Source organism: Pseudomonas sp. Tun-23181 (assembly GCF_057415455.1).
Map to the genome: position 1 here is coordinate 299,925 of NZ_CM171630.1, position 20,708 is coordinate 320,632.

A 20,708-nucleotide genomic window follows, 5' to 3' on the forward strand; every position below is an offset into this window, starting at 1 on the left:
TGGCGCGCCTCTGGTAGCATGCGCCGCATGACGTATTCAGGAAGACTTACCTGGGGCCTGATCCTTTGGGCCGCCAGCAGCGTAGTGTGGGCCCAGAGCGAATTGCTGGTGCGGGTGAAACCGGCCAACAAGGCCCTGAAGGCCAATGTGGAAGGCTATATCGGCAGCCTCGGGGACCGCGACGAAGAGGCCTTGCTGCGCTTTAGCCGCGGCGCCCAGGAGCAGGCGCGCAAAGCCGCCCAGGCCCTGGGTTACTATCAGGTGCGGATCGCCAGCGAGGTCAAGCCGCCGAGCGAAAAGGACCACCCAGCGCAATTGATCATCCACATCGAGCTGGGTGAGCCGGTGCGCCTGCGCAACGTGACCGTGCGCATCGAAGGGCCGGCCAGCGAGATGAAAGCGTTCCGCATTCCCGACGCCAAGGCCCTGCGCCCGGGCGAACAGCTCAACCATGGTGTCTACGAGGACGCCAAGCGGCTGATCCAGAACCAGGCTTCGCGCTATGGCTTCTTCGAGGGCCGCTTCAGCCGGCAACGCCTGGCCGTCGACCCACGGGCCGGGGTCGCCGACATCGAACTGGTCTACCAGAGCGGTCCTCGCTACCGCCTGGGCGCGGTCACCTTCGGCGGCGACACCCCGCTGGACGACGACCTGCTGCAGCGCATGGTTGCCTTCAAGCCTGGCACGCCCTACGACTCGGAGCTGATCGCCGAACTCAACAATGACCTGCAGTCCAGTGGCTACTTCGAGGGCGTGCGTGTCGACGCGGCGCCGACCGCCGCGGTCGACGAGGTGGTGCCGGTGGATGTCCTGCTTGAGACCCGCAAGCCCCGCACCATGGGGCTGGGCCTGGGTTTCTCGACCGACGTCGGCCCGCGCGGCAAGGCCAACTGGACCCGGCACTGGGTCAACCCCCAGGGCCATAGCTACGGCTGGGAAACCGAACTGTCGGCGCCACGGCAGAACGTCGGCCTGTGGTACGACATCCCCCTCGACCCACCCCTGACCGACAAGCTGCGTTTCGCCGGTGGCTACCAGAACGAAGAGATCGCCGGCACCGATACCCTGAGCAAGCTGCTGACGGTCGGCCCGGAGTGGCACAGCAAGCTGCCCAGCGGCTGGCAACGGGTGATCTCGCTCAAGTACCAGCGCGAGGAATACCGCCTGGGCGACGACTCGGGCTTGAGCAACCTGCTGATGCCTGGGGTGAGCTTCGCCTACCTGCGCAGCGACAACCGTATCGACCCGCACAATGGCTACCGCCTGCAGTTCGACCTGCAGGCCGCCAAGGAAGGGCTGGTCTCGGACACCAACCTGCTGCATGGCAACGTCCTGCTCAAGGGCCTGACCACGCTCGGCCAGCGCCACCGCCTGCTGGGTCGTGTGCAGTTCGGCGGCAGTGCCACCAACGGCTACAAGCACAACATCCCGCCATCGCTGCGCTTCTTCGCCGGCGGCGACCAGAGCGTACGGGGTTACGACTACCAGAGCCTGTCGCCGAAGAACAGCGATGGCGACCGTATCGGCGGCCGCTACCTGGTGGCCGGCAGCGCCGAGTACCAGTACTCGCTGACCGAAAAATGGCGCGTGGCGACGTTCATCGACCAGGGCAACTCGTTCAATACGCTGGAGCTGCCCAGCCTCAAGACCGGCGTCGGTATCGGCGTGCGCTGGGTCTCTCCGGTCGGGCCGTTGCGCCTGGACCTGGCCCGGGCGCTGGACGACGACGGAGGTTTGCGTCTGCACTTTTCCATGGGGCCTGAGCTGTGACGCGTGTTTTCAAATACCTCCTGCTGACCGTGCTGGGCCTGCTGGCCCTGGTCGCGCTGGCGCTTGGCCTGGTGCTCGGTACCCAGGCCGGCAGCGGCTGGGCCCTGAAGCAGGTGCCGGGGCTGGAGGTCACGGGCTTCCAGGGGCGCCTGGGCGGTGGCTGGCAGGCCGAGCGGCTGCTCTGGGCCGACGCTGGCAATCGGGTCGAGGTGCTGGCGCCGCACATGGCCTGGTCGCCGGGGTGCCTGTTGGGGGCCAGGCTGTGCATCGAGCGGCTGCAAGCCGAGCGGGTCGACATGGGTTTCGCCCCCGCTGAGCCAGCGCCGGACAGCGGCCCGTTGCAGTTGCCAGCGCTGCGTCTGCCGCTGGCCATCGAGCTGGGCGAAGTCAAGGTCGGCCAACTGCGCCTCGATGGCAGCGATCTGCTGGGCGACCTGCAACTGGCCGCGCACTGGACGGCCGAAGGCCTGCGCATCGACACCCTGCAACTGCAGCGCGACGAGTTGCACCTGAGCCTGCAAGGCAACCTCCAACCGCAAGGCGACTGGCCGCTGCAACTGGGCGGCACGCTGCAGTTGCCTGCCGTGGATGGCCAGCCCTGGCAACTGGGGCTGAACGCCAAGGGCGACTTGCAGAAGACCCTCGACCTCGAGGCCACCAGCAGCGGTTATCTCGACGCGCACCTGAGCGGCGCGCTGCAGCCACTGGCCGAGCACTTGCCCGCGATGTTGAGCATTCGTGCCGATGCCTTCAAACCCTCCGCGTCGCTGCCCGACACCTTGCAGTTGAACCAGCTTCGCCTCGATGCCAAGGGCGACTTGCTCGAGGGCTACCAGCTGTCCGGTTCGGCCAGCTTGCCGGCCGAGCAGGGGCCGATCGGCCTGGTCCTGGCGGGGCGGGTGGATGCCAAGGGCGCCAGGCTCGATGCCCTCGACCTCAATGCCGACGACCAGCAGCGGGTCAAGCTGCAGGCCAGTGCCGATTGGCAGCAGGGGCTGGCGGCCGACGCGAAGGTCGACTGGCTGGACTTCCCCTGGTTGCGCCTCTACCCCCTGGAGGAGGCGCCGCAGGTCACCCTCAAGCGCTTCAACGCCCAGGTGCAGTACCGCGACGGCAACTACCAGGGCACCTTCGCCGGCGACCTCGATGGTCCGGCGGGCGCCTTCAGCCTGGCCAGCCCCTTCGAGGGTGACTTGACCCAAGTGCGCCTGCCGCAGCTGGCCCTGAATGCCGGGCAGGGCAAGGCCACCGGCATGCTCGCGCTGCGCTTCGCCGATACCCTGGCCTGGGATGTCGACTTGCAGTTGTCGGCCCTCGACCCGGCCTACTGGGTCGCGGAGCTGCCGGGCACCCTGGCCGGCCCATTGCGCAGCCAGGGGGAAATGAAGAACGAGCGCTTGCAGTTGCAGGCGCAACTCGACCTCAAGGGGCGCCTGCGTGGCCAGCCGGCACTGCTCAAGGTCGAGGCCGAGGGCGCCGGTGAGCACTGGACCCTGGGCAGCCTGGCGGTGCAACTGGGCGATAACCGCATCAATGGCAGCGGCAGCCTGCAGCAGCGTCTGGCCGGGCGCATCGATCTCGACCTGCCGCGCCTGGGCCAGCTGTGGCCGCAGTTGCACGGCCAGGTCAAGGGGCGGCTGGACCTGGCCGGTACCCTGGCGGCGCCACAAGGCAGCCTGACCCTGCAGGGTCAGCGGCTGGGCCAGGCCGACAACCGCATCCAGCGCCTGGCCCTGGACGCCCGCCTGGACAATGCCCAGCGTGGGCTGGTCACGCTCAAGGCAGGCGACATCCGCCTGGGTGACACGGCGCTGGGCAACCTGGACGTCGAAGGCAAGGGCGACATCCGTCAGCAGGCGGCCACCGTGGGCCTCGATGGGCCACAACTCAAGCTCGACCTGGCCGCGGACGGCCAGTTGGCCAAAGGGGACTGGCACGGCCGCCTGGCCAGCGGGCGAATCCAGGCCGGCGGCCAGGACTGGCGCTTGCAGGCCCCGGCGCGGGTGCAGCGCCTGGCCAACGGCCAGTTGGACCTGGGTGCCCATTGCTGGCGCGCCGGCCAAGCCAGCCTGTGCGGCGAAGACCAGCGCCTGGCGCCGGAGCCGCGCCTGCGCTTTCACCTCAAGCAGTTCCCGCTGGACAGCCTGGCCCAGTGGTTGCCGAAGGATTTCGCCTGGCAGGGCCTGCTCGGCGCCGACATCAATCTGGACATACCCGCCAGCGGGCCCAAGGGCAGCGTCCACGTCGACGCCAGCGGCGGCACCCTGCGGGTACGCGACAACGGGCGCTGGATCGATTTCCCGTACCAGGTGCTGCGCCTGGACAGCACGCTCGATCCGCGGCGCATCGATACCCGCCTGGATTTTCGTGGCGAGCGCCTGGGCGAGCTGAACCTGACGACCCGGCTCGATCCACTGGGCAAGGACAAGCCGCTGTCCGGCGACTTCCGTCTCACCGGGCTGGACTTGTCGATCGCCCGGCCGTTCGTGCCGATGGTCGAGCGCCTGGTCGGCCAGCTCAATGGCAGTGGTCGGTTGTCCGGTACCTTGCTGGCGCCCCAGGTCAATGGCAGCCTGGCCTTGACCGGGGGCGAGGTGAGCGGCGCGCAGCTGCCGGTCAGCCTGCAGGACCTGTCGCTACAGGCGTTGATCGCCGGCGAGCAGGTGCAGTTGAAAGGCAACTGGCGCAGCGGCCAGGCCGGGCGTGGCCAGCTCGACGGCAACCTGACCTGGGGGCAGGCCCTGGGCGTGCACCTGCGCCTGCAAGGCCAGCAGTTGCCGGTCAACGTCGAGCCCTATGCGGCGCTGGAAGTGGCGCCGGACCTGACCATCCGCCTGGTCGACGAAAGGCTGGCAGTGACTGGCAAGGTGCACGTGCCCAAGGGCGAGATCACTGTGCGCGAGTTACCGCCGTCGACGGTCAAGGTGTCCGACGACGCGGTGATCGTCGGTCGCCAGACCGAAGAGGGCAAGCCGCCCATGGCGGTGGCCATGGATATCGATGTCGAGGTCGGCCAGGACAAGCTGTCGTTCACAGGCTTCGGCCTGACGGCCAACCTGCTGGGCCACGTGCACATTGGCGACAACCTCGATACCCGGGGCGAGCTGCGCCTGGCCGACGGCCGCTACCGGGCCTATGGCCAGCGCCTGACCATTCGCCGCGCACGCCTGCTGTTCGCCGGCCCCATCGACCAACCCTACCTAGACATCGAAGCGATCCGCCGGGTCGACGATGTGATCGCCGGCATCCGCCTGAGCGGCAGCGCCGAGCAACCCACCAGCCAGGTGTTCTCCGAGCCGGCCATGAGCCAGGAGCAGGCCCTGTCGTACCTGGTACTTGGCCGGCCACTGGGCGCCTCCGGCGAAGACAGCAACATGCTCGCCGAGGCGGCCCTCGGCCTGGGCCTGGCCGGTAGCGCCGGGCTCACCGGCAGCCTGGCCTCGAGCCTGGGTATCGATGATTTCCAACTCGACACCGAGGGTTCGGGGACCAGCACCAGCGTGGTGGCCAGCGGCAACCTGACCGAGCGGCTGAGCCTGCGTTACGGCGTCGGGGTGTTCGAGCCGGCCAATACCATCGCCCTGCGCTACAAGCTGAGCAAGAAGGTGTACCTGGAGGCAGCCAGCGGGCTGGCCAGCTCGCTGGACATTTTCTACAAGCGGGATTTCTAACGGACCGTGGCGGCGTCGATGAACTCGTTGCGCTGCTCGTCCGTGGCGGCTGGGGCGGGTTGGCGCCGGGGCAGGATGAGGTTGGTGTATTCCTCGATCAGGCGATTGATCGCCTCGGGAGGCTCGCAGGCCTGGAACTGCATGCGGATCTGCACTTCGTCCGGGTCGCGCTGGTCGGTACGCCTGCCACCGGCGCCGACCGTCACCTGGAAGCGAGTGCCGCCAACGGCGCCCGATTCGACGGCGGCACCGGCGTCGAGGCCGTTGACCCGCACCGACAGGTCGACCTGCATGCGCTCCAGGGCCAGGCCACGGGGAGATACCAGGGTGATCAGCGGGATCTGCAAACTGTGTTGGCCGTCCATGGCCACTTCGACCATCTTGGCCTTCATCGGGCTGCCCAATGCGTTCGGGTCGTAGTCGAAGAACTGGTCGAACAGCCTGATGTACTGCTGGGCGACCAAGGTGTTGGTGGCCGCGGCGGCTTCTTGCAGGCCGCGGGTGATGTCGCTCAGGTCGCTCGAAGTCATCGGGGCTTGGCTGGGGATGCTGGATTCCACGCGGTAGGCTCCTCAAGCGCTAAGGGGCTACCCCCGCGGGCAGCGGGGGCGGGGGATGGGTGGAGGGTGGCTTGCTACGCCTGCGCCGGCGGCAGGTTCGGCGCCTTGTCCGCGTTGCTCACCGGTACGGGTTTGATGGCGGCTTCGGTGAGGAAGTCCATGACGCGCTGCAGTGCTTCGGGTGGTTCCTGGCGGCGCACCGTGGTGTTGAAGGCATAGCGTGCGCGGGTGTCGGTCTTGCGCGTCTGCGCCGACTTGTGGCTGACACTGCCTTTGACGTTGAGCTTGAACGGGCCCCAGCCAAGCGAGGCCTCGAGTTCGGCATTGGCCTCGGTGGACTTGCTGCTCTCGGCCATCTGGCTGATGGTCAGCTCGAACTCGACCGTGCCTTGCTCGATGCAGATGTTGGGGTGGGTGATGGCCGCCATCAGCGGGATCTGCATTTTCCGGGCAATGGTGCCCTGGGCCTGGCCCTGCTCGTCGACCACCGTTTCTTCGTAGTTGAATTCGACGGCGCGGGCCTTGCCGTTTTCCACGCAGACCTGCATGAGGAACTCGGCGTAGGACTTGCTGGCTGTCACTTGCGCATCGATCATCGCCTGCAGCGGGGCGGCAATCATGCTGTCCATCGGTAGGGCATTGAGCACGGAGCCGATGAGGTTGTTGTCGATCGTGGCCAAGGGTGGCATTCCTTTTCGTCAAGGGAGATTGAGGTGAGGGTGGGTGGGTGTCATGCCCATCAGCGGGCATGGCTCTCCAGGCGGCGGATGTTGCCGATCTGGCGCAGGCTCAGGCCGTACTTGTTGGCCAAGAGGCTACGGGACAGGCCGTCGGCGCTTTCCTTCTGGATCTGTTGGTTGCGCAGCTGGCGCAGGAAGTGATCCGCCTTGGGGATCTCCAGTGCCACGCCGGCGAAGCGCTTGATCAACGCTTCCAAGGCTTCGGCCGGCAGGACATCGGCGAGCCGGGTGCGCTCGCGGTGCTTGGGGATGTATTTCGGCCGCCCGCCATAGGCGCAGGTCAGGCGGTAGGCGTTCTCGATGCCGATGCACTCGATCAGCGATTGCAGCGAATGCGGCAACTGGGTGATTTCGATGTGGCTGAGGTCTGGCAATTCCATATGGGCTCCCTCGGGCGTGTGGGGTGGCGCAATGCATGGACATCCGGGATGGCTGTCGGGTACGCCACCGGTGCTGTGGTGGTGTGACTGGATTGTCGAGCAGGGCCTGACAACGTCGCTAGGCGCCATGCGGGCCAAGGCCTGTAGCCCCAGTGAGCATGTCTCGCAGGCAGCGATGGCTGCTCGCGTAGGACATCGCTTCAGCTTTGCCCGGCAGGCCTTGGTTTTCCGTGGTAGCGATTTCCAGGTGGCTCATTGGGTAGTACCACCCTCAGTCACAGGGATAGCTGTCCAGCAACCTGGCCAGGCGCAGGTAGGCCTCGGGCCTGTCGCGCATGCCGTGGGGCACGGCCCGCCAGTCCACGACCAGGCACAGAGCATTGAGTGCCTGGCCATCGCGTCGGCCGATGACCCGCGGATGAAAGTCACGGCGATAGCGCGCCCGAGTCCGTTCGAGGGCCTCGACCTGGTCGGACTGGGCCAGGGTCTCGCGGGCCAGGGTCGGCAACTCCCGGTGCGGCACGCTGAAGTGCAGGCGGGTGGGGTGGTTTGTCAGGTAGCCGGCGGTGCGTACGTTCTGCCACAGCAGTTGCCATTGGCTGGAGCCGGCCTTGTTGGCCAGTGCGCTGCCAAGGGCATGCAGTCGTTCAGGGGGAAGGTGGGTGGTCTCCAGTGCGTGGGCAGGAGAGGGAGCAAGCAGGAGCAGGCCTGCGATCAGCATGGCGTTGAGCATGGGGCCTCCATCAGGGAGTGGTGGTGGGGGCTTCATGCTTTCAGGTGCGGGCAGGTGGGCTCAGCAGGAAATGCCCCGCCTGCGCCTTGCATCGTTGTATCATGGGCGCGGCTCGTCGCGAGCCCTATGTCCCTGATGTCGCAAGGAACCATTGATGACACACATGCAACGCTTGAAGTACTCGATCCTGATCATCCTGGTGATGATGGGCCTGATGGTGGGCCTGAGCTACCTGCAGCGGCAGGGGACGATCAGCGAGCAGACGTTCCAGTACATCGCCATCGCCATCGCGGTCGTCGTGGTGGTGCTCAACGGGATCCTGCGGCGCAAGGTCAAGCGTTGACCTGCACGGGCTGGCCTGCCTTGGCCGGCCATGCGCTCAGCGCGCGGCGGGTTGTTCCAGCACGGCCCTGGCCTGGGGGTTGAGGCTGTAGCACTTGTCGCTGCCGAGGCTGATCACGCCTTCGGCGCACAGCCGTTTGAGCACTTCGCGCACGCTCAGGAACGACAGCGGGATGTCCAGTTGCTCGAGTTGCGCATGAACGCCGCGCACGCCAATGCTGCGGCCATTGCGATCGGCGTTGTGCAGGGCGTCGATGACCTTGAGGCGGATCAGGCTGGTGCGCAGGCCGTAGGTGCGCAGCAGTTCGCGGATCTGCTCGTTGCCGACGCGTTCCGCCGTGCCGGCGAGCTGCCCGGCACTCGCCTTGCCCGGGCTTCGAGCGCTCTGTGGCGAGGGTTGTGGGTTGTACATGTGAATGCTCCTTTTTCGTGATCTGTCCCGAAATCATGGGTGCCTCACTTACTAAGACGAATGAGATCGGCAAAACTGCAACCTTTGCCTGAAAAAATTTGCCGCGTCCTTTTCAAGACGTTGCAAAGCCCCGCCAGGCGTAAAATTTTCATCCAGCCATTCGTCTGATCGGGATCACCCTTACAACTCCAGGAGTGCCCGTGACCACACTTTCGCGTCCCATGACCCGTCTTGGCCTGGTGGCCGCGCTGGTTGCCGCCAGCCTGGCCGCACAGGCCCGGGAAACCGCCGGCGATGCCTCGGCGCAGATCCGCCGTACCAGCTTCGGTGTGCCGCACATCCTGGCCAAGGACGAACGCGGCCTGGGCTATGGCATCGGCTATGCCTACGCCCAGGACAACCTTTGCCTGCTGGCCAACGAGGTGCTGACGGTCAACGGTGAGCGCTCCCGCTATTTCGGCGCCAAGGGCAAGACCGTCGAACAGCGCGACAACCTCGATAGCGACCTGTTCTTCACCTGGCTCAACACCCAGGCGGCGACGGAAGACTTCCTCCAGGCCCAGCCGGCCCAGGTGCGTGACCTGCTCGAAGGTTATGCCAGCGGCTACAACCGGGCCCTGGCCGAACGCCGGGCCCAGGGGTTGCCCGGTGAGTGTGGGCAAGGCGACTGGCTGCGGCCGATCACCAGCCTCGACCTTGTCAAGCTGACCCGCCGCCTGCTGGTGGAGGGAGGCGTCGGCCAGTTCGCCGAGGCGCTGGTGGCGGCGGCCCCGCCGAAGCTGGCGGCGCAGCGAGCGGGTGAGGATTTCAGCGTGGCACTGGCGCGTCAGGCGCAATTCGCCTCGGAACGTGGCAGCAACGCGGTGGCGGTCGGCTCGCAACGCTCGGCCAACGGTCGCGGCCTGTTGCTGGCCAACCCGCATTTCCCGTGGATGGGTGGGCTGCGCTTCTACCAGATGCAACTGACCATTCCCGGTCAGCTGGATGTCATGGGGGCCGCGCTGCCCGGCCTGCCGGTGGTGAACATCGGCTTCAACCAGCATCTGGCCTGGACCCATACGGTCGATACGTCCAAGCATTTCACCCTTTACCGCCTGCAGCTCGACCCCAAGGACCCGACCCGCTACCTGCTCGACGGCAAGTCGCTACCGCTGGCCCGTCAGACCCTGAGCGTGACGGTCAAGGGCGACGATGGCCAACTGAGCCAGGTCGCGCGCCAAGTCTATGCCTCGGCCTTCGGCCCGGTGGTGCAGTGGCCCGGCCGGCTGGACTGGGACAACCGCTACGCCTACAGCCTGCGCGATGCCAACCTGGACAACACCCGGGTATTGCAGCAGTGGTACCGGATCAACCGAGCCGACAGCCTGGCGTCCTTGAAGACGGCCGTAGGGCAGGTGCAGGGCATTCCCTGGGTCAACACCCTGGCCGTCGATGCCGATGGTCAGGCGCTGTACCTGAACCAGTCGGTGGTGCCGTACGTCGACCAGGCGCTGCTCGCCCACTGCAGCGACCCCGCCGCGCCCGGGCCGCTGGTGGTGCTGGACGGTTCGCGCAGCGCCTGCCAGTGGAAGGTCGACGACGAAGCCGCCCAACCCGGGATCTTCCCGGCGCGGCTGTTGCCGAGCCTGGAGCGTCGAGATTTCGTGCAGAACTCCAACGACCCGGCGCGAATGACCAACCCGGCGCAGCCGCTGACCGGGTTCTCGCCGCTGGTCAGCCGTGACGACCAGCCCCTGGGCATGCGTGGCCGCTTTGCCCTGCAGCGTCTGCAAGGCCATGGCAAGCTGGGTGTCGCTGACCTGCAGCGCATGGTGCTGGACGACGAGGTCTACCTGGCCAGCCTGCTGCTGCCGGACTTGCTGGAATGGTGCAAATCCACCGGGGCCGACCTGCAAGCCGTGTGCAGCAGCCTGGCGGACTGGAACGGCAAGGCCGACCTGGACAGCGGCATCGGCCTGGTGCATTTCGAGAACATCCTCGGCGCCCTGGCGCAGCACCCGCAGAGCTGGCGCGTGGCCTTCGACCCGGCCGACCCGCAGCATACCCCGCGCGGCCTGGCCGTCGAGCAGGCGGCGGTACGCAAGCTGCTGCGCGAGGCGGCGCTGGCCTCCCAGCAGCAGGTGGCCGAGGCTGGCGTGAGCGCCGACAGCCGCTGGGGCCAGATCCAGCAGGCGGCCGACGGCACGCCCGTGCCGGGTGGGCCACAGGGCCTGGGGGTGTACAACGCCATCTACAGCGTCCCGCGCGGGGCGGGCAAGCGATTGGTGGTCAGCGGTACCAGCTACCTGCAACTGGTCAGCTTCACCGACCAGGGACCGCAAGCCCAGGGCCTGCTGGCGTTCTCCCAGTCCAGCGAGTCCGCTTCGCCGCATGCCGGTGACCAGACCCGCGCCTTCTCGGCCAAGCAACTGGCGCCGATCCCGTTCACCGAGGCGCAGATCAAGGCGGATCCGCAGTATCGGCAGTATGTGATCAGCGAGCGCGACCACAGCGCAGTGGCCAGCAGCGGTCAGTAACCAGGGAGGCGAGGGCGGTCAGGCTGGAATCTATCCACTGTGCCGCCCATTTGGGGCCGCTTAGCGGCCCCGGCATTGGAGCAAGCCTGCGAATGGGGCAGGGCCTGGTCTCAGGGAAACTCGAACGGCGCCAGCTGGAAACCCTGTTCATCCACCTGCAAGGCCCAGCCGCGACGGTCCCAGTCCCCCAGCACGATACGCCGTGCCGGCTCGCCATCGACCACCAGCTTGTGAATCGCTGGCCGGTGGGTGTGGCCATGGACCAGGGTGCGCACGCCATGGGCAGCCATTACCTTCGGCACTTCCTCGGGGGTGACGTCGACGATCTCGGTGTTCTTCATGCGTGTCTGCGTGCGGCTCTCGCTGCGCAGCTTGCGGGCCAGCTTCTGCCGGGTGGCCAGCGGCAGGTGCCGCAGGAGCCACAGGCTCAGCGGGTTGCGCAGGTAGCGGCGTAGTTTCATGTAGCCCAGGTCGCGGGTGCACAGGGTGTCGCCATGCATCAGCAGCACCGGCTCCCCGCCCAGTTCCACCACGCACGGGTCGTCCAGCAGGGTACAGCCGGCCGCCTGGCAGAAGCGCTGGCCGATCAGGAAGTCGCGGTTGCCGTGCATCACGTAGATGGCCGTGCCACTGTCGGAGAGCCGGCGCAAGGCCTGGCAGATCGACTGCTGGAAGGGCGTCATGGCGTCGTCGCCGATCCACACTTCGAAGAAATCGCCCAGGATGTACAAGGCCCTGGCATGGCGCGCACGGCCATCGAGCAGATCAAGAAACGCCCGGGTGATGTCCGGGCGTTCTTCTTGCAGGTGCAGGTCGGAGATCAGCAGGATCACTCAACGATCTCGGCTTTCTCGATGATCACGTCATCTTTCGGCACGTCCTGGTGGCCGGCCTTGGAGCCGGTGGACACACCCTTGATCGCGTCGACGATCTCGCGGCCTTCGATCACCTCGCCGAACACCGCATAGCCCCAGCCCTGCACGTTCTTGCCGCTGTGGTTGAGGAAGTCGTTGTCGGCGACGTTGATGAAGAACTGCGCCGACGCGGAGTGCGGCTCCATGGTACGGGCCATGGCGATGCTGTAGCGCTTGTTCGGCAGGCCGTTGTCGGCTTCGTTCTGGATCGGTGCGCGGGTGGACTTCTGCTTCATGCCCGGTTCGAAACCGCCGCCTTGGATCATGAAGTTGTTGATCACGCGGTGGAACACGGTGCCATTGTAGTGGCCGTCCTTGACGTACTGAACGAAGTTCTCGACGGTTTTCGGTGCCTTCTCGGCGTCCAGTTGCAGGACGATGTCGCCGTGGTTGGTGCTCAGTTTGACTTTGGACATACTGGAATTCGCTCTTTCAAGGCATTCATGAATAGGGTGCGCAGGGCGCGTACTGTCACCTGACGCAGGATCGGGCGACCGCGACACAGGGCGTGCGCCGGCCATTTTGCCCGGCCTGCGATAAATCGCGCCAGTTTGTCGGCGCCCGGCTGTCGGCAGCTTGACTGCTTCGGCTATGATAGGCCCTTTGATTCAATCGGCCTACCCGGGCCGAACACCTGCATTCAAGGAACCTATGAGCAAGCCCACTGCCGACAACGCGCCCAACGCCGCTGCCAAAGGCGCTCCCGCCGTCCCTGCGAACTTCCTGCGGCCGATCATCCAGGCCGACCTGGACTCGGGCAAGCACAGCAGCATCGTCACCCGCTTCCCGCCCGAGCCCAACGGCTACCTGCACATCGGCCATGCCAAGTCGATCTGCGTCAACTTCGGCCTGGCCCAGGAGTTCGGTGGCGTCTGTCACCTGCGTTTCGACGACACCAACCCGGCCAAGGAAGACCAGGAATACATCGACGCCATCCAGCGCGACATCAAGTGGCTGGGCTTCGAGTGGGCAGGCCCGGTGCGCTATGCCTCGGACTACTTCGACCAGTTGCACGACTGGGCGGTGGACTTGATCAAGGCCGGCAAGGCCTATGTCTGCGACCTGACCCCGGAGCAGGCCCGCGCATACCGCGGCAGCCTGACCGAGCCAGGCAAGGACAGCCCGTTCCGTACGCGCAGCGTCGAGCAGAACCTGGACCTGTTCGCGCGCATGAAGGCCGGCGAGTTCAAGGATGGCGAGCGCGTGCTGCGCGCGAAGATCGACATGGCGTCGCCGAACATGAACATGCGCGACCCGATCCTCTACCGCATCCGCCATGCCCACCATCACCAGACCGGTGACACGTGGTGCATCTACCCCAACTACGACTTCACCCATGGCCAGTCCGACGCCATCGAGGGCATCACCCACTCGATCTGCACCCTCGAGTTCGAAGGCCATCGCCCGCTGTACGACTGGTTCCTGGACAACCTGCCGGTGCCGGCCCATCCGCGCCAGTACGAGTTCAGCCGCCTGAACCTGAACTACACCATCACCTCCAAGCGCAAGCTCAAGCAACTGGTGGACGAGCAGCACGTCGACGGCTGGGACGACCCGCGCATGTCCACGCTCTCGGGCTTCCGTCGCCGCGGCTACACCCCGGCGTCGATCCGCAACTTCTGCGAGATGATCGGCACCAACCGCTCCGACGGGGTGGTCGACATGTCCATGCTCGAGTTCAGCATCCGTGACGACCTCGACCGCACCGCTCCGCGCGCCATGTGCGTGCTGCGCCCGCTGAAGGTGGTCATCACCAACTACCCCGAGGGCCAGGTCGAGCAGCTCGAACTGCCGCGCCATCCCAAGGAAGACATGGGCGTGCGCGTGCTGCCGTTCGCCCGTGAGCTGTACATCGACCGCGACGACTTCATGGAAACGCCGCCCAAGGGCTACAAGCGCCTGGAGCCCAATGGCGAGGTACGCCTGCGCGGCAGCTACGTGATCCGCGCCGACGAGGCGATCAAGGACGCCGACGGCAACGTCGTCGAGCTGCGCTGCTCCTACGACCCGGACACCCTGGGCAAGAACCCCGAGGGCCGCAAGGTCAAGGGCGTGATCCACTGGGTCCCGGCCGAAGGCAGCGTGGAATGCGAGGTGCGCCTGTACGACCGCCTGTTCCGCTCGGCGAACCCGGACAAGACCGAGGAGGGCGGCAGCTTCCTGGACAACATCAACCCCGATTCGCTGCAGGTGCTGACCGGTTGCCGTGCCGAGCCGTCGCTGGCCCAGGCGCAGCCCGAGGACCGTTTCCAGTTCGAGCGCGAAGGCTATTTCTGCGCCGACCTCAAGGACAGCCAGCCGGGTCGTCCGGTGTTCAACCGCACCGTCACCCTGCGTGACTCCTGGGGCAGCTGAGGAACCGCCGTGCTTACCATCTACAACACCCTGAGCAAGACCAAGGAAGCCTTCAAGCCCCTGGACGGCAACAAAGTGCGCATGTACGTGTGCGGGATGACCGTGTATGACTACTGCCACCTGGGCCACGGCCGCAGCATGGTGGCCTTCGACCTGGTCACCCGCTGGTTGCGCAAGAGCGGCTACGAGCTGACCTACGTGCGCAACATCACCGACATCGACGACAAGATCATCAACCGCGCCAACGAGAACGGCGAGCGCTTCGACGCGCTGACCGCACGCATGATCGATGCCATGCACGAGGACGAGCGCCGGCTGAACATCCTGCCGCCGGACCAGGAGCCGCGTGCCACCGATCATATCGCCGGCATGCACGCGATGATCCAGACCCTGATCGACAAGGGCTATGCCTACGCGCCGGGCAACGGCGACGTGTACTACCGGGTCGGCAAGTTCGTCGGCTACGGCAAGCTGTCGCGGCGCAAGATCGAAGACCTGCGCATCGGTGCGCGGATCGAGGTCGGCGAAGCCAAGCAGGACCCGCTGGACTTCGTCCTGTGGAAGGCCGCCAAACCGGGCGAGCCGAGCTGGGATTCGCCGTGGGGCCCGGGCCGTCCGGGCTGGCACATCGAGTGCTCGGTGATGTCCACCTGCTGCCTGGGCGAGAGCTTCGACATCCACGGCGGTGGCAGCGACCTGGAGTTCCCACACCACGAGAACGAGATCGCCCAGAGCGAGGCGGCCACCGGCAAGCCGTATGCCAATGCCTGGATGCACTGCGGCATGATCCGCATCAATGGCGAGAAGATGTCCAAGTCGTTGAACAACTTCTTCACCATCCGCGACGTGCTCGACAAGTACCACCCGGAGGTGGTGCGCTACCTGCTGGTGGCCAGCCACTACCGCAGCGCCATCAACTACTCCGAGGACAGCCTGCGCGAGGCCAAGGGCGCCCTGGAGCGCTTCTACCATGCGCTGCGCGGCCTGCCGCGTGTCGAGGCCAAGGGGGGCGAGGCGTTCGTCGAGCGCTTCAGCGTAGCGATGAACGACGACTTCGGTACCCCGGAAGCTTGCGCCGTGCTGTTCGACCTGGTGCGTGAGATCAACCGCCTGCGCGACAGCGATCCGCAAGCCGCCGCCGGCCTGGCTGGTCGCCTGCGCGAGCTGGGCGACGTGCTGGGGGTGTTGCAGCTGGATGCCGACGAATTCCTGCGTGCGGGCGCCGAAGGCAAGGTCGATGCCGCGCAAGTTGAGGCACTGATCCAGGCGCGGCTGCAGGCGCGTGCGGACAAGAACTGGGCCGAGTCCGACCGTATCCGCGACCAGCTGACCGCCATGGGCGTGGTGCTGGAAGACGGCAAGGGTGGCACCACCTGGCGCCTGGCTGACTGACCGGGCAAGACCCGTTGGGCCGCTGCGCGCCCCTTTCGCGACACCAGGCCGCTCCACAGGCACAATGCTGAACCTGGAGCGGCCTTGCCGGGGCGCCGGACTGCTCGGAAAGGGGCGTGCAGCGGCCCCAGCCATGCAGAGGTTGCACCGCGAAGCCCCGACTCACCCCACCAGCGGGCAATGCAGGACCAACCTGGCCCCACCCAGCCCACCAGCCCCTACCTCCAGCCTGAACCCGTGCAAGTCGACGATCGCCGCGACGATCGACAACCCGAGCCCGAACCCAGGGTGCCGGTGACCTTCCTCGCTACGGTAGAAGCGCTTCAACACCGCGGCACGCTCCTCTTCGGGAATCCCCGGCCCACTGTCCTCGATGGCGATATGCACACCCGTCTCGTCATGCGTCGCCGTGATGGACACCCGCCCACCCTCGGGCGTGAACTTGATGCCATTGCCCACCAGGTTGGCCAGTGCTTCGAACAGCAGCTCGCGATCGCCGTACAGTGCCGGCAACTGCGCCGGTTGCTCCAGGGACAGATGAATGCGGCCGTCCTCGGCCAGGGGCAGGTAGAAATCGTGCAGTTCCACCAGCAGCTCATGCGGATCGAGCTGGACGAAGCCGGCACGCCGCTGGCGATCCTCCAGCTCGCTGATACGCAGCAACCCGCGAAAGCGCGCCATCAGCGTATCGGTTTCGCCGATGGCCTGGTCCAGTGCCTCGGCCTCGGGCGAGTCGTCACCGCTTTGCTGGCGAATCCGGTAGAGCTGGGCGCGCAGGCGGGTCAGCGGAGTGCGCAGGTCGTGGGCGATGTTGTCGCACACGCCCTTGACCTCGTGCATCAGCCGCTCGATACGGTCGAGCATGGCATTGACGATGGCGGCCAGCATGTCCAACTCGTCACGCCGTGCCGACAGCGGCAGGCGGTGGGTGAGGTCGCCAGCGACGATCAGCTCGGCCTGGGCCTGGATGGCGCGGATACGTTTGAGTGGCCGGCGACGCAGCAGGTACCAGCCGGCGAAACCAGGGATCAGGGTCAGGGAGATGCCCCACAGCAGCGCATGCAGGATGATGCGGGTGACCACGAACAACGAGCCGTTGTCGCGTACCAGTATCAGCCAGCGGCCATCCTGCACTTTGATCGCCACCGCGTCGCAACTGTCGCGAGGCATGTGCGGGTCATCGGCGTCCAGGCAGCGTTTCAGTTCATGGACCTGGCCGTCCAGGCCGAGCTCCGGCGGAATGGCGCGGATCCGCCCGCCGATGGGGTTGAGCTGGGCATCGAACAGGCCGTAGGCGTCGAAGCTGCGCTCCTCGAACGCCTGGCTGGCGATCAGCGCGTCGTCCAGTTGCTTGCCGCTCATGTGGGCGAACAGGTGCTGGCGTTGCAGCATGGAATGGCGGGTCAGTTTGTTCAGGTAGCTGGAGACCTCGAAGTACAGCACCCCCATGAGGATGCAGCTCCAGGCCACGAAGAGGAAGCTGTACAGCGCGAGCAGGCGGCTGGTCGAGGAGCTCCAGCCCTTAGACGGGTTCGGCAATGGCATAGCCGGAGCCCCGCACGGTACGGATGAGCGGTGTTTGGCCGGGCGGGTCGATCTTCTTGCGCAGGCGGCCGATGTGCACGTCGATCAGGTTGGTGCCCGGGTCGAAGTGATAGCCCCAGACCTCTTCGAAGATCATCATCCGGGTGATCACCTGGCCGGCATGGCGCATGAGGTATTCGAGCAGCTTGTACTCGGTGGGCAGCAGGTTGAGGGTCTGCTCGCCGCGGCGTGCTTCATGGCTGATCAGGTCCAGCTCGAGGTCGGCGACCTGCAGGCGGGTCTGGGTCATGGGCACGCTGTTGCGCCGTAGCAGCACCTCGACCCGCGCGGCCATCTCGTCGGAGGCGAACGGCTTGGTCAGGTAGTCGTCGCCACCGGCACGCAGCCCGCGTACCCGCTCGTCGACGTCGGACAGAGCGCTGATCATCAGGATGGGCGTGGCGATCTTCAGGTTGCGCAGGGTGGTGACGATGGTCAGGCCGTCGACCTCTGGGAGCATGCGGTCCAGGGTGATCAGGTCGTAGCCGCCGGCGATGGCCTTGGACAACCCCTCGCGGCCATTGTCGGCCCAGTCCACCTCCAGGCCATGGCTGGACAGTTCGGCGACGATTTCCTGGGCGGTGACGGCGTCGTCTTCGATGGTCAGTACGCGGGGCATGCGGGTTCCTGGGCAGCGAATGGAAACCTGATTGTGCCAAAGAATAGCCAAGTGGGGATTTAAGAAAAATTCATCTGGAAACACGGGGCCGCTTCTGGCAGGCCAGAAAAAACGGGGCATGCCATCGCTGGCATGCCCCGTGGTCAGTGCAAGGCGAGCCGTCAGGCGACCTTGACGATCCAGCCCGCCGGCGCCTCGACGTCACCGCTCTGGATACCGGTCAGCTCGTTGTAGAGCTTCTGGGTGACCGGCCCGACCTTCTCCAGGTCGTGGAACACGTGCAGCTTGCCGTTGTACTCGATACCACCGATCGGCGTGATCACCGCTGCGGTACCGCAGGCGCCGGCCTCGACGAAACGGTCGAGCTTGTCGATCTCCACGTCGCCCTCGATCACCTTCAGGCCCAGGCGCGAGGCCGCCAGCTCCATCAGCGACAGGCGGGTGATGCCCGGCAGCACCGAGGCCGATTTCGGCGTGATGAACTCGTTGTTGGCGGTGATGCCGAAGAAGTTGGCCGAACCGACTTCCTCGATCTTGCTGTGGGTCAGCGGGTCCAGGTAGATGGCGTCGGCGAAGTGGGCCTTCTTGGCCTCGGCGCCTGGCAACAGGCTGGCCGCGTAGTTGCCTCCGACCTTGGCCGCGCCGGTGCCCTGGGGCGCGGCACGGTCGTAGCTGGAGATCACGAAGTTGTGCGGCTTCATGCCGCCCTTGAAGTACGAGCCGACCGGGATGGCGAAGATCGAGAAGATGAATTCGGGAGCGGTGCGCACGCCGATGTTGTCACCCACGCCGATGACGAACGGACGCAGGTACAAGGCACCCTTGCCGTGCGGCGGGACGAAGCGCTCGTTGGCCTTGACCACCTGCTTGCACGCCTCGACGAACACGTCGGTCGGCACCTGCGGCATCAGCAGGCGGGCGCAGCTGCGCTGCATGCGCGCGGCGTTCTGGTCGGGGCGGAACAGGTTGATCGAGCCATCCTTGCAACGGTAGGCCTTCAGGCCCTCGAAGCATTGCTGGCCGTAGTGCAGGGCGGTCGAGCCTTCGCTGATGTGCAGCTGGTTGTCTTCGGTCAGGGTGCCCTTGTCCCATTCGCCGTTGCGCCAGTAGGACAGGTAGCGCTTGTCGGTCTTGATATAGTCGAAGCCCAGCTTGTCCCAGTTAATGCTCTCGTTACTCATGACACCCTCGATTGTCTTGCAGAGGCCTGATCGCTCAGGCTGCTGTTATTTGCGCACCTCGCCACGATAATACATCCGCCGCGGATCGGAAACGTCCAGTCACGAATTGGACCAGGGCAGGTCCCCGATCCTTCGCCCTTGTATGCGGCAGGCACTGGAACAGGGCGCCCGTCTCGCCCCTGCGTTGTGCGCTGGCAAGCCCCTGTGATCGGCGCTGGCGCGCGCCATGGCAAGGACTTCATGAGCCTTCATCTGCGGGCCTGGCCCGTTATCTGCAATATCCAGCCTGAGAATTTTGATCGACTGGTCAGGGCAGGTGCCAATGGGTGCCGTGCAATGCCATGCAGCTGGCCGTCAGGCCAGGGATTTCAGGGGCTCCAGAATGTCGTTGGCGGAACAGATCGAACACCAGGATGACCAGGAGGGCTGGAGTGCCCACCTGCAGTTGCGCTTCGTCCAGCGCGATGGTGTGACCCGTCTTGGTGCGCGCCGACACTTCGGACCTCTTTTGGTGCAGCGGCCGTTCCATCCCGAAGGCGCGCCGTGCCATGTATACATCCTCCACCCCCCGGGCGGCATCGTCGCAGGCGACCGCCTGGACCTGGACATTCACCTGGAAGCGGGCAGCCATGCGCTGCTCACCATGCCCGGCGCCAGCAAGTTCTACCGCAGCATCGGCCCCACCGCCCGGCTCGCGCAGCGCTTTCACCTGGCCGCTGGCAGCACCCTGGAGTGGCTGCCCCAGGACAGCATTTTCTTCGCCGGCGCACGCGCCAGCCTCGACAGCCACTTCACCCTCGAGCCCGGTGCCCGCCTGCTGGCCTGGGAAACCCTGTGCCTGGGACGCCCAGTGATGAACGAGCGTTTCGACCACGGCAGCCTGGACAGCCGGCTGCGTATCGACCTGCCCGACGACCCGGGTCTGCACGAGCGCCTGCGCATCGTCGGCGGGCGCCTGGAGAAGCTCGGCGACCACCCCTTGGTCGCCACGTTCTGCGCGGCGCCCGCCGGCCAGGCTGTGCTCGAACAGGTACGGCTATTGCTCGATGAGCTAAAGATTCCCGCCGGCGCGACCTTGCTCGGGCAACTGTTGGTGATTCGCCTGCTCGACCATGACAACCAACACCTGCAACACACCCTGCAGCGCCTCTGGCACCTGCTGCGCCCGGCCGTCCTCGGCCTGGCGCCGTGCCCGCCGCGTATCTGGGCCACCTGAGAGAAACGCCATGGAGCTGACCCCGAGAGAGAAAGACAAACTGCTGCTGTTCACCGCCGCGCTGCTGGCCGAGCGGCGTCTGGGCCGTGGCCTGAAGCTCAACTACCCGGAGGCGGTGGCGCTGATCAGTGCGGCGGTGCTCGAAGGCGCCCGCGATGGGCGCAGTGTCGCCGAACTGATGAGCCTGGGCCGCGAAGTGCTCAGCCGCGACCAGGTGATGGAGGGCGTCGCCGAGATGCTCCACGACGTCCAGGTCGAGGCGACCTTTCCCGACGGCACCAAGCTGGTGACCGTGCACGACCCCATTGTCTGAGGAGCCCCGC

Annotated in this window: 18 protein-coding genes; 8 read left to right on the forward strand and 10 right to left on the reverse strand. The window is 66.2% G+C overall.

Features of this window, described 5'->3' with window-relative positions; genetic code table 11:
- The first annotated feature begins 27 nt into the window (after nucleotides 1-27).
- Both ACDI39_RS01730 and ACDI39_RS01735 read left to right on the forward strand, forming a co-directional pair.
- The gene (locus ACDI39_RS01730; protein WP_225790049.1) at nucleotides 28-1,770 is read left to right on the forward strand and encodes an autotransporter assembly complex protein TamA; all 1,743 of its coding nucleotides are present in this window, start codon (nucleotides 28-30) and stop codon (nucleotides 1,768-1,770) included.
- Entirely contained in the window at nucleotides 1,767-5,441 is a 3,675-nt protein-coding gene (locus ACDI39_RS01735) for a translocation/assembly module TamB domain-containing protein (RefSeq protein ID WP_486537366.1), read from the forward strand. The genes ACDI39_RS01730 and ACDI39_RS01735 overlap by 4 nt, the downstream gene beginning before the upstream one ends.
- Here ACDI39_RS01735 and ACDI39_RS01740 read toward each other — a convergent pair.
- The 4 genes from ACDI39_RS01740 to ACDI39_RS01755 form a co-directional block, all read right to left on the reverse strand.
- Nucleotides 5,438-5,971 carry a DUF2589 domain-containing protein gene (locus ACDI39_RS01740; RefSeq protein WP_225790131.1) on the reverse strand — a complete coding sequence of 178 codons (534 nt, stop codon included), beginning with the start codon at nucleotides 5,969-5,971 and terminating at the stop codon, nucleotides 5,438-5,440. The genes ACDI39_RS01735 and ACDI39_RS01740 overlap by 4 nt on opposite strands.
- A 104-nt stretch (nucleotides 5,972-6,075) precedes the next feature.
- Entirely contained in the window at nucleotides 6,076-6,630 is a 555-nt protein-coding gene (locus tag ACDI39_RS01745; protein ID WP_486539047.1) for a DUF2589 domain-containing protein, read from the reverse strand.
- Nucleotides 6,631-6,740: 110 nt separating this feature from the next.
- On the reverse strand, nucleotides 6,741-7,121 hold the full coding sequence (locus tag ACDI39_RS01750; RefSeq protein WP_225790052.1) for a Mor transcription activator family protein: 381 nt from the start codon (nucleotides 7,119-7,121) through the stop codon (nucleotides 6,741-6,743).
- A 271-nt stretch (nucleotides 7,122-7,392) separates the two neighbouring features.
- Entirely contained in the window at nucleotides 7,393-7,854 is a 462-nt protein-coding gene (locus ACDI39_RS01755) for a hypothetical protein (RefSeq protein ID WP_225790053.1), read from the reverse strand.
- 154 nt (nucleotides 7,855-8,008) lie between these two features.
- Here ACDI39_RS01755 and ACDI39_RS01760 point away from each other — a divergent pair, with 154 nt between their 5' ends.
- Nucleotides 8,009-8,197, forward strand: a complete 189-nt coding sequence (locus ACDI39_RS01760; protein ID WP_225790054.1) for a hypothetical protein — start codon at nucleotides 8,009-8,011, stop codon at nucleotides 8,195-8,197.
- Between the two features lie 36 nt (nucleotides 8,198-8,233).
- Here the strand turns inward: ACDI39_RS01760 and ACDI39_RS01765 are convergent, their stop codons facing one another.
- A complete protein-coding gene (locus ACDI39_RS01765) occupies nucleotides 8,234-8,608 on the reverse strand; it encodes a fe2+ zn2+ uptake regulation protein (RefSeq protein WP_225790055.1) in 375 nt (124 codons plus the stop codon).
- Nucleotides 8,609-8,829: 221 nt separating this feature from the next.
- Between ACDI39_RS01765 and pvdQ the strand changes: the two genes are divergently transcribed.
- Nucleotides 8,830-11,124 carry a bifunctional acylase PvdQ gene (pvdQ, locus tag ACDI39_RS01770; RefSeq protein WP_253080106.1) on the forward strand — a complete coding sequence of 765 codons (2,295 nt, stop codon included), beginning with the start codon at nucleotides 8,830-8,832 and terminating at the stop codon, nucleotides 11,122-11,124.
- 110 nt (nucleotides 11,125-11,234) lie between these two features.
- Here the strand turns inward: pvdQ and ACDI39_RS01775 are convergent, their stop codons facing one another.
- The gene (locus ACDI39_RS01775; protein ID WP_225790056.1) at nucleotides 11,235-11,957 is read right to left on the reverse strand and encodes a UDP-2,3-diacylglucosamine diphosphatase; all 723 of its coding nucleotides are present in this window, start codon (nucleotides 11,955-11,957) and stop codon (nucleotides 11,235-11,237) included.
- A complete protein-coding gene (locus ACDI39_RS01780) occupies nucleotides 11,954-12,454 on the reverse strand; it encodes a peptidylprolyl isomerase (protein WP_225790057.1) in 501 nt (166 codons plus the stop codon). Before ACDI39_RS01780 ends, ACDI39_RS01775 begins: the two co-directional genes overlap by 4 nt.
- Before the next feature lie 235 nt (nucleotides 12,455-12,689).
- Here ACDI39_RS01780 and ACDI39_RS01785 point away from each other — a divergent pair, with 235 nt between their 5' ends.
- A complete protein-coding gene (locus ACDI39_RS01785; protein WP_486537369.1) occupies nucleotides 12,690-14,393 on the forward strand; it encodes a glutamine--tRNA ligase/YqeY domain fusion protein in 1,704 nt (567 codons plus the stop codon).
- A gap of 9 nt (nucleotides 14,394-14,402) precedes the next feature.
- Nucleotides 14,403-15,785: a cysteine--tRNA ligase gene (gene cysS / locus ACDI39_RS01790; RefSeq protein ID WP_225790059.1), complete on the forward strand. Its 1,383-nt coding sequence runs from the start codon at nucleotides 14,403-14,405 to the stop codon at nucleotides 15,783-15,785.
- A gap of 162 nt (nucleotides 15,786-15,947) precedes the next feature.
- Here cysS and ACDI39_RS01795 read toward each other — a convergent pair whose 3' ends face one another.
- The 3 genes from ACDI39_RS01795 to ACDI39_RS01805 all read right to left on the reverse strand — a co-directional run bounded on the left by ACDI39_RS01795 (nucleotide 15,948) and on the right by ACDI39_RS01805 (nucleotide 19,169).
- A complete protein-coding gene (locus ACDI39_RS01795; protein WP_253091196.1) occupies nucleotides 15,948-17,330 on the reverse strand; it encodes a sensor histidine kinase in 1,383 nt (460 codons plus the stop codon).
- Entirely contained in the window at nucleotides 17,308-17,988 is a 681-nt protein-coding gene (locus tag ACDI39_RS01800) for a response regulator transcription factor (RefSeq protein ID WP_253080064.1), read from the reverse strand. Before ACDI39_RS01800 ends, ACDI39_RS01795 begins: the two co-directional genes overlap by 23 nt.
- A gap of 161 nt (nucleotides 17,989-18,149) precedes the next feature.
- Complete coding sequence (locus ACDI39_RS01805; protein ID WP_225790062.1) at nucleotides 18,150-19,169, reverse strand: branched-chain amino acid aminotransferase; 1,020 nt, start codon at nucleotides 19,167-19,169, stop codon at nucleotides 18,150-18,152.
- A gap of 382 nt (nucleotides 19,170-19,551) precedes the next feature.
- On the opposite strand from ACDI39_RS01805, the gene ACDI39_RS01810 reads away from it, so the two are divergent.
- Nucleotides 19,552-20,385 (forward strand): urease accessory protein UreD, encoded by an 834-nt coding sequence (locus ACDI39_RS01810; RefSeq protein WP_225790063.1) that lies wholly within the window; start codon nucleotides 19,552-19,554, stop codon nucleotides 20,383-20,385.
- A gap of 10 nt (nucleotides 20,386-20,395) precedes the next feature.
- Nucleotides 20,396-20,698, forward strand: coding sequence for an urease subunit gamma (locus ACDI39_RS01815; protein ID WP_225790064.1), 303 nt, complete (start codon nucleotides 20,396-20,398; stop codon nucleotides 20,696-20,698).
- The last annotated feature ends 10 nt before the right edge of the window (nucleotides 20,699-20,708 follow it).

What these genes read in the sequence shown, in the direction of transcription:
- ACDI39_RS01795 (WP_253091196.1), bottom strand. Translation starts at nt 17,330, where the DNA reads ATGCCATTGCCGAACCCGTCTAAGGGCTGGAGCTCCTCGACCAGCCGC.
- ACDI39_RS01785 (WP_486537369.1), top strand. Translation starts at nt 12,690, where the DNA reads ATGAGCAAGCCCACTGCCGACAACGCGCCCAACGCCGCTGCCAAAGGC.
- ACDI39_RS01750 (WP_225790052.1), bottom strand. Translation starts at nt 7,121, where the DNA reads ATGGAATTGCCAGACCTCAGCCACATCGAAATCACCCAGTTGCCGCAT.
- ACDI39_RS01745 (WP_486539047.1), bottom strand. Translation starts at nt 6,630, where the DNA reads ATGGACAGCATGATTGCCGCCCCGCTGCAGGCGATGATCGATGCGCAA.
- ACDI39_RS01805 (WP_225790062.1), bottom strand. Translation starts at nt 19,169, where the DNA reads ATGAGTAACGAGAGCATTAACTGGGACAAGCTGGGCTTCGACTATATC.
- ACDI39_RS01730 (WP_225790049.1), top strand. Translation starts at nt 28, where the DNA reads ATGACGTATTCAGGAAGACTTACCTGGGGCCTGATCCTTTGGGCCGCC.
- pvdQ (WP_253080106.1), top strand. Translation starts at nt 8,830, where the DNA reads ATGACCCGTCTTGGCCTGGTGGCCGCGCTGGTTGCCGCCAGCCTGGCC.
- ACDI39_RS01760 (WP_225790054.1), top strand. Translation starts at nt 8,009, where the DNA reads ATGACACACATGCAACGCTTGAAGTACTCGATCCTGATCATCCTGGTG.
- ACDI39_RS01810 (WP_225790063.1), top strand. Translation starts at nt 19,552, where the DNA reads ATGTCGTTGGCGGAACAGATCGAACACCAGGATGACCAGGAGGGCTGG.
- ACDI39_RS01780 (WP_225790057.1), bottom strand. Translation starts at nt 12,454, where the DNA reads ATGTCCAAAGTCAAACTGAGCACCAACCACGGCGACATCGTCCTGCAA.
- ACDI39_RS01800 (WP_253080064.1), bottom strand. Translation starts at nt 17,988, where the DNA reads ATGCCCCGCGTACTGACCATCGAAGACGACGCCGTCACCGCCCAGGAA.
- ACDI39_RS01740 (WP_225790131.1), bottom strand. Translation starts at nt 5,971, where the DNA reads ATGACTTCGAGCGACCTGAGCGACATCACCCGCGGCCTGCAAGAAGCC.
- ACDI39_RS01765 (WP_225790055.1), bottom strand. Translation starts at nt 8,608, where the DNA reads ATGTACAACCCACAACCCTCGCCACAGAGCGCTCGAAGCCCGGGCAAG.
- ACDI39_RS01815 (WP_225790064.1), top strand. Translation starts at nt 20,396, where the DNA reads ATGGAGCTGACCCCGAGAGAGAAAGACAAACTGCTGCTGTTCACCGCC.
- ACDI39_RS01755 (WP_225790053.1), bottom strand. Translation starts at nt 7,854, where the DNA reads ATGCTCAACGCCATGCTGATCGCAGGCCTGCTCCTGCTTGCTCCCTCT.